This is a genomic window from Chamaesiphon sp. VAR_48_metabat_403 (assembly GCF_031422475.1).
Taxonomy (GTDB): domain Bacteria; phylum Cyanobacteriota; class Cyanobacteriia; order Cyanobacteriales; family Chamaesiphonaceae; genus Chamaesiphon.
The window spans coordinates 1-6,644 of the sequence record NZ_JANPLS010000218.1 but is presented as its reverse complement, the minus strand read 5'-3'; the positions used below and the strand labels follow the sequence as shown (position 1 = coordinate 6,644).

Genomic DNA, 6,644 nt, shown 5'->3' with positions numbered 1-6,644 from the left:
AGACCGAATTACGATCTAAGCTTTTAAAAAACTAATTAATTAATGCCAGCAATTCTGTTTGATTTGCTGCGGAGATTTACCCACCCCGCCCTACCGGGCACCCCTGTCTTGACGTTTTTTTATTCGGGGGTTCCCCCCGAATAAAAACGTCGCTCCGAGGAGGGGATTTTCCGCCCAGCCCCTCTATTTCTAGCGAGATCTATAACTAATGCCAAATCCCAATTCTTGGACAACTAAATTAACACTACTATTAGCCAGCAGCTTGACAGTAATGTCTGGTGCAACGGTTTCGCCATCGCTGCCAGCGATGAAACAACAATTTGAAAGTGCGATCTCAGACCCCGATCTGCGGACAACTTTAGTTAAATTAGTAATTACATTACCCGCATTATTTATCGTCATTGGTTCACCAATCGCGGGCATCGTGGTCGATAAATTCGGTCGCAAACCACTACTTCTAATTACCGCAATTCTGTATGGTTTTGCTGGTAGTTCGGGACTATTCCTCGAAAGTTTACCCGCAATTTTAGTCGGACGAGCGGTGCTAGGTTTGGCTGTGGCGGGGGTAATGGTGAGTGCGACGACTCTGATTGCCGATTATTATAGCGGCCCCGCACGGGCGGCTTTTATGGGGCTACAAGCGGGATTTATGGGTTTGGGTGGCGTGGTATTTCTGACACTCGGCGGCGCGCTGGCTCAACAAAATTGGCATTATCCATTTGGAATTTATCTTTTTGCATGGCCGATCGCATTATTAGTGTTGGCATTTATTATCGAACCCGACAGAAGCAATTCTCACCAGCTAAATATGGGATCGGCAACCGATTCGATCGGTCAATCTACACCCGTCGGCGTGATGGTAATTGTGTATGGATTGACCACCCTCAGTCAAATTGCTTTTTATCTGATTCCCGTTCAATTGCCCTTTTATCTCGATACTTTAGTCAAGGCTTTGCCCTCTCAAAGTGGCATGGCGATCGCGCTTTGCACGTTATTTAGTGCGATCGCATCAGTTACTTATGGCAAACTCAAACAGCGAATGGAATTTGTCACCTTTTTGCCTGCAATCTTCGGATTGATGGGTATCGGTTATCTATTAATCGGTCAATCCTCAAACTGGGCACAGGTGCTCACCGGATTGGCAATTTCAGGACTGGGACTAGGAATTCTGATGCCGAATATGTCGGTGTGGCTGAGTTCTGCCGTTCCCGATGCCATGCGGGGTAGAGCGTTGGGAGGTCTTTCCACATCGATGTTTCTGGGACAATTTTTATCGCCGATCGTCACCCAGCCATTGACCAAATCTAGTGGCTCAGGTGGCACCTACGCGCTCGTTGGTGGTGGTCTAGTTATCGTTGCCTTAGGATTTGCCATTTTTAAGTCTCAAGTGCGTAATTTAACCCGTTCTCGTGCTGTCTAAATCGATGGATCGGTAACTTTCAAATATTCGATGGTTATCCATAGTAGCCAGAGCGAAATTGATAATCCGATCGCGCCACTAATTAAAAAATCGGTGAGTGATATTAAATGCTGCGAATAGCCGATCGAGTACACCCAAATACTCAAGGGGAAAAACAACAACATTCCCGTCCAACTACCGGGTCTAATTTTCTTACCCCAAATGCTTAATCCCACATGGTCGAAGATGGGATGTGTAATGCCAATTGCGGGTAATATTCCTCCTAGTATTGGCAACTTCCATCCAGTAAGAGCGATCGAGAGCGCGAATATAAATATTGGTAAATTATCCAAAAATAGCAACCGATTGAAGACAACAGCTTGCCAATTTGGTTTGACTTTTTCCCATTCAGGCAACCACGCTTCTGAGATCGTATGAATTATCAGTGCTGTTGCCAATAACCAGATTGAGATGTCTCGAACTGTCATAAAATTATAATAATGACAACTACATATTGTTATATCTCCATCTTAACTGTCCAAATACTCGATCGACAGACAAATATTTGATAAATCGATAATCGCCATGTATAGACCCACAATTTTTCAAGAGAACGACCTAGGCAAGCTGCTTACATTCATGAAAGACAACAGTTTTGCTACCTTGGTATCGATTGTCGATGGCGTACCTTGTGCTTCACATATTCCATTAGTTGTCACTATTGAAGCAGATGTTGTGAAATTAACAGGTCATCTAGCAAAGCAAAATCCCCAATGGCAATCTTTTGCAGCGGCTGAATCCCTGGCAATTTTCACTGGCGCACATGCTTATGTTTCGCCTACTCTTTATGAAAAACAAGAGAGCGTCCCGACCTGGAATTATATTGCCGTCCATGCCTATGGTATTCCACAAGTCATTACCATGGCTGATACACCGGAATTGATGCACGAAACGATCGATAAAATGGTGGATGCCTATGAAGCGACTTATCAAAAACAATGGCATAGTTTATCGGACAAATATCGGGAAGGGATGATGAATGGCATTGTTGGATTTGAAATGACGGTTTCCCGATTAGAAGGCAAATATAAACTCAGTCAGAACAAAAGCCATGTCGATCGTCAAAATGTTACAGAATCTCTCTTGAAGAGTCCAGATCCGATCGAGCGAAATATTGGCACGGAAATGAAAAAAAATCTTGACTTGTATGAGTAGCAACACATGAATTTTTACATCGGAAATCGATCGGTCATCCAAATCTCCGCCCGCGCGACCCATAAAACTTAAAACGATCGCGACCTGAATTAACTGTAAAATCGAACCGATAACGATACTAGATCTCAGTCAAAACCTGCGCCAGCGGAGAGGATTTTGGATTAATTGGTGGAATAGGAATAAGATGCCCAATCGCAAAAAACGTGCCGAGCACAAGACTGGCTGTGGGTTTAGTACTGATCCTGGTGGGATTGCTACTATTTGGCTGGGGAATGTTGAAGATACCAGGACACCAAGTTTGGGAGTCTAATTTTGAATTAAACAGCAATGTTCGATCGCCGATTATTCAATTACAACCAGGTTCGCGGAGTCGGGTGGGGATATTCTTGCGAGTAGAATCTGTGGATCCGAACCCACGCCAGAGAGGTGTTACCTATGCTTTTCCGCTGAGTTACACGGTTTTAGATCGCCAGGGTAAAGTCATCCTGACAGAAAAAACGGCTGTGTCGAGCGAGAGTGAAAAGATTTCGATATCGAAAACTAATGGATTAGAAAGTGGGACGAGTCTGTTTGAGATCTTTTTTGCGCCTGAAGACGGACGAGTCAGCCTAACCTATCGACTATCATCTACAGACAATCTCAAATCTACCACCGCATCTGAAGCTAGCGTTCGTTTATACGATCTGGTGACACCAACAGCGGAAATGTTACCGCTAATATTAGTTTCGATCGGATTGCTGCTTGCTGGCATCTTGCTCTGTGTAACAAACTTTTGGTAAATTACCGAAAGACGGTTTCGATCGAGTTACCATCGCTTTGGCGGCGGCGACGTTCATAATATTTAATTAAATCCGATCGGTAAATCCCGATCCCAAGCCGAGATTGTTGAGCTATCATTGCATCTAAATATCTATATTTTGGCAGCCTTCGATCGCAATTATGGCCAAACGTCAACTACCAGAAACCACCGCTCGCGTGCGTGTCACCCATCACTCTTGGCAATTTGGTAAAGTTGTCGGCGAAGTGAGTGCGGGAGAATTTTGTTGGGACTTTCAGTGGTGCTGCCGCGAAGGCAACCTAGAATTAACCGTAGAACCCGCTTTGGGACGCGCTCTGATTCAAGATGCTCTGGGTCGATTTCTCAAACAGTGGGACTACCAATTAGAAGCTGGCGGCGACTATGAATTTACCGTCAGAGCAAAATTCTAATGCCAATAAATCAGCACCAATCTAAAACTTTTTTATCCCTTTGATAGCAAGAGATCTAGCTGAATACGAACATTTTTGCAACTAGCGGAGTCTACCGAAAAGTGTAACAATCAAAATCGACTGTTAGTTTAAGCTAACTTCGATAAACATTTCGATCGTCATCCTATGAAAAAAATCACTTTAACTGCGCTATCTACTGTTGTTTGCTCCTTATCGATCGCTTCTTGTCTCGCAGCTCCTAGTGTCGCACAACAACAACCGACCAAAACTCCCACTACTAAAACCGCTCCAGCGACTACTCCAGCGACTACTCCTACTGGAGCCAGTTCGCAATCACAAGCAGTCGAGCAACTCAAGCTTACTAAAGAACAGCAGACTAAATTGCTCGAACTTCAGCAATCTGTCATGCAAAAGAAAATTGCCGTGCTGACTCTCGCTCAAAAAGAACAACTCAAGCTAGCAGTAAAGCAGGGGAAATCCCCCAGCCTGACATTAACACCAGCTCAACAAACCCAACTCCAAGCCATCCAAACCGCAGCTCTAGCTCAACAGGATGCGATTCTCACTCCCGAACAGAAAACTAAGCTCCAAGAAATGAACAAGCAGGCCGCTCCTCAACGCTAGAACGCCCGTGGTGGGTAGTAGGGTAGTGTTTTGATGTTGCGACATTTTGCCTGCCCCTACCCCCTAATTCGACCGCTAGCTCGGTTGCGAGTTGGACAATGTAGTTAAATTAATTGAGAACTGAGAATTGAGAATTGCGGATGCGCGCACGCCTCTGTTTCCCGACGGTTTAGCGAGACAAGACAGGGGGATTCCCACCAATTTCGCTGCTCACTAGAGATGTGTGTACACGGTAGCCTAAACGGTGGGGGATTTAGCGGAGTCGCTCCGGCTGGGTTCCCCAGCCATGGAAGCGACCCAAGCAAACCCCTGCTGTTCGTTAAACTACCGAGTCGGTCTTATTTTGCCGATAAACCATTCCTAAGAGCAAGAGTGCGATCGATATTAACAGCCATTCCGCAGGCTCTGGCGTGGCAGAAACCTGTCCCGACGGCATCATTTGGGGTGATGGTAATGGGGCACTTTTATCTTCGCCTTCCCGCCGGAAGCGATCTTTATCGCGTTCGGCATTCTTGAGAGTTTCTTTCTGGGTATCATTCACTAACACGATCGCTGACGAATAGGGTGTGACGATGTTGTAGCGTTTTGCTAAGACGTGGACTGCATCTAATTCTTTTAGTTGGGTAGGTTTGAGCGATTGGCTGACTTGCGTCACCCATTGCCGTGCCGCGATCGGATCGAAGTTATTATCTTGTTGTGCGGTGGAATCTTTGGCTTGAGTGAGGAACCAAGCATAGTTATCGACGACGCTTAATAAGGATGTACCCTCACCCAAACTCGGCAGTGTTGAGATCCGCTGCATCACTGTTTTGATGTCTGTCGAAATGCTGCCACCGCTGCTCTGAATCGATGCTAAGGTAGCATCGTCGTAGGCATGAGGCAATCCACCCAAATGCACCATCCAGAGGGGTGCGGGCATCGATCGCTCTAGATTTTTATCGGTGGTTAATTCGTAGCTACCGCGATCGGTAATTGCCACGATCGCATCGTACTTAGAATTGGCGGCTGTTTGACTGAGGGTTTGGAATTGCGCCAACATTTGCTGCGGTTCGATTTTGCCGTAGAAGACTGTTTTGTCTGGGTTGAAGCCAGCCATTGGTAATAGTTGCGCTCGATCTGACTCGTTGGCTGTCTGATAGAGATCTACCTGATTTTGGGGCAGAATATTTGCTTGCAACCAATCGATCGTTTTTGCTAGTTCCGATCGATGAGCATTCATACTGTACGAGCTATCGAGGACGATCGCCAGTCGTTTGTTTTTAGGCAAACTATAATCTTTGGCAGCGAAGGGTTTGGCGATAATATTGCTGCTATTTGGTAATGTCAGTTGGTGTAATTGCGGTGCCGAGTTAGCCGCTGCGATTGATTCGGGCAGCCATTCGCCGCTGGCTGCTGCTACAGGCTTACTGTCAATCGTGCGTTGGGTATTTCGATTCCAGTACACATTGCGGTGTTCGTTCAGATGTGGTAATGGCCAGATCCCGTCTTTGTTCATGACTTTATACGTCATCCACATGTGCATCGGCTGGTTGGCTAAGACTGGAAACACCCGCAGACGATAGTTTTGTGGTCCCACCTGTTCTAATAGAGCCGGATCTACTGGAGCTACTTGTCGCTGAAGCTCGGCTTTGTAGGTTTTTTGAGCAGCACCACGGGTAGCAATTTGGAACGGAAATCGCCGAGATCGATCGGCAGTTTCACCCAGCCACACCCCAGTTACAGCCGCACTTTCAGGCAAGGAGAAATAATAGAAGACTTCTTGTGGATCGGCAGTTTGATTTCTATAGGTTTCATACAGTTCGACATCTGCCCAATCGCCGTGGGGAGCGACTTTTAACTGCTGTTGGGTTAGTAGTACTCGCTTGGTATCGATACTCCATAAGCCAGCATTAGCCTGACTCCGATTAAAATCTGATTCGACGGCATGGCGAATGGTCTTTTTCTCGCCGCGCAAGATCGACTCGTCAAAAAATTGGGCATAGAGATCGATCGCAGTTTGGCGATCTTCACGTTTGCCTTGATAGGTAAATGGATAGGTGACAAAATTATAAGTATCTTGAACTCCCTGCGCGATCGGATCTGATGACAGGAGCCAGTGATAGGCATTGAATACCGATCGCTCGTCTGGATAACGCGAATAACGATACTCCGAAAGATAGGCGTTTACTAACCCTTTCCGTAGTAATTCTGCTTTTTG

General features: G+C 46.0%; 7 protein-coding genes. 5 read left to right on the top strand and 2 right to left on the bottom strand.

Going from position 1 to position 6,644, the window contains the following annotated elements:
- The first annotated feature begins 208 nt into the window (after positions 1 to 208).
- Positions 209 to 1,420 (top strand): MFS transporter, encoded by a 1,212-nt coding sequence (locus tag RMO79_RS10215; protein ID WP_310483042.1) that lies wholly within the window; start codon positions 209 to 211, stop codon positions 1,418 to 1,420.
- Here RMO79_RS10215 and RMO79_RS10210 read toward each other — a convergent pair.
- A complete protein-coding gene (locus RMO79_RS10210; protein ID WP_310483040.1) occupies positions 1,417 to 1,887 on the bottom strand; it encodes an HXXEE domain-containing protein in 471 nt (156 codons plus the stop codon). The two genes, RMO79_RS10215 and RMO79_RS10210, sit on opposite strands and share 4 nt — an antisense overlap.
- A gap of 97 nt (positions 1,888 to 1,984) precedes the next feature.
- Between RMO79_RS10210 and RMO79_RS10205 the strand changes: the two genes are divergently transcribed.
- The 4 genes from RMO79_RS10205 (at position 1,985) to RMO79_RS10190 (ending at position 4,447) form a co-directional block, all read left to right on the top strand.
- Positions 1,985 to 2,614, top strand: coding sequence for an FMN-binding negative transcriptional regulator (locus RMO79_RS10205; protein ID WP_310483038.1), 630 nt, complete (start codon positions 1,985 to 1,987; stop codon positions 2,612 to 2,614).
- Between the two features lie 203 nt (positions 2,615 to 2,817).
- Complete coding sequence (locus tag RMO79_RS10200; protein ID WP_310483037.1) at positions 2,818 to 3,393, top strand: hypothetical protein; 576 nt, start codon at positions 2,818 to 2,820, stop codon at positions 3,391 to 3,393.
- A gap of 160 nt (positions 3,394 to 3,553) precedes the next feature.
- Positions 3,554 to 3,823 carry a DUF3146 family protein gene (locus tag RMO79_RS10195; RefSeq protein ID WP_310483036.1) on the top strand — a complete coding sequence of 90 codons (270 nt, stop codon included), beginning with the start codon at positions 3,554 to 3,556 and terminating at the stop codon, positions 3,821 to 3,823.
- A 165-nt stretch (positions 3,824 to 3,988) separates the two neighbouring features.
- Entirely contained in the window at positions 3,989 to 4,447 is a 459-nt protein-coding gene (locus tag RMO79_RS10190; RefSeq protein WP_310483035.1) for a hypothetical protein, read from the top strand.
- A gap of 319 nt (positions 4,448 to 4,766) precedes the next feature.
- Here the strand turns inward: RMO79_RS10190 and RMO79_RS10185 are convergent.
- On the bottom strand, positions 4,767 to 6,644 hold a 1,878-nt coding region (locus tag RMO79_RS10185), incomplete at its 5' end, for a TIGR02921 family PEP-CTERM protein (RefSeq protein WP_310483034.1).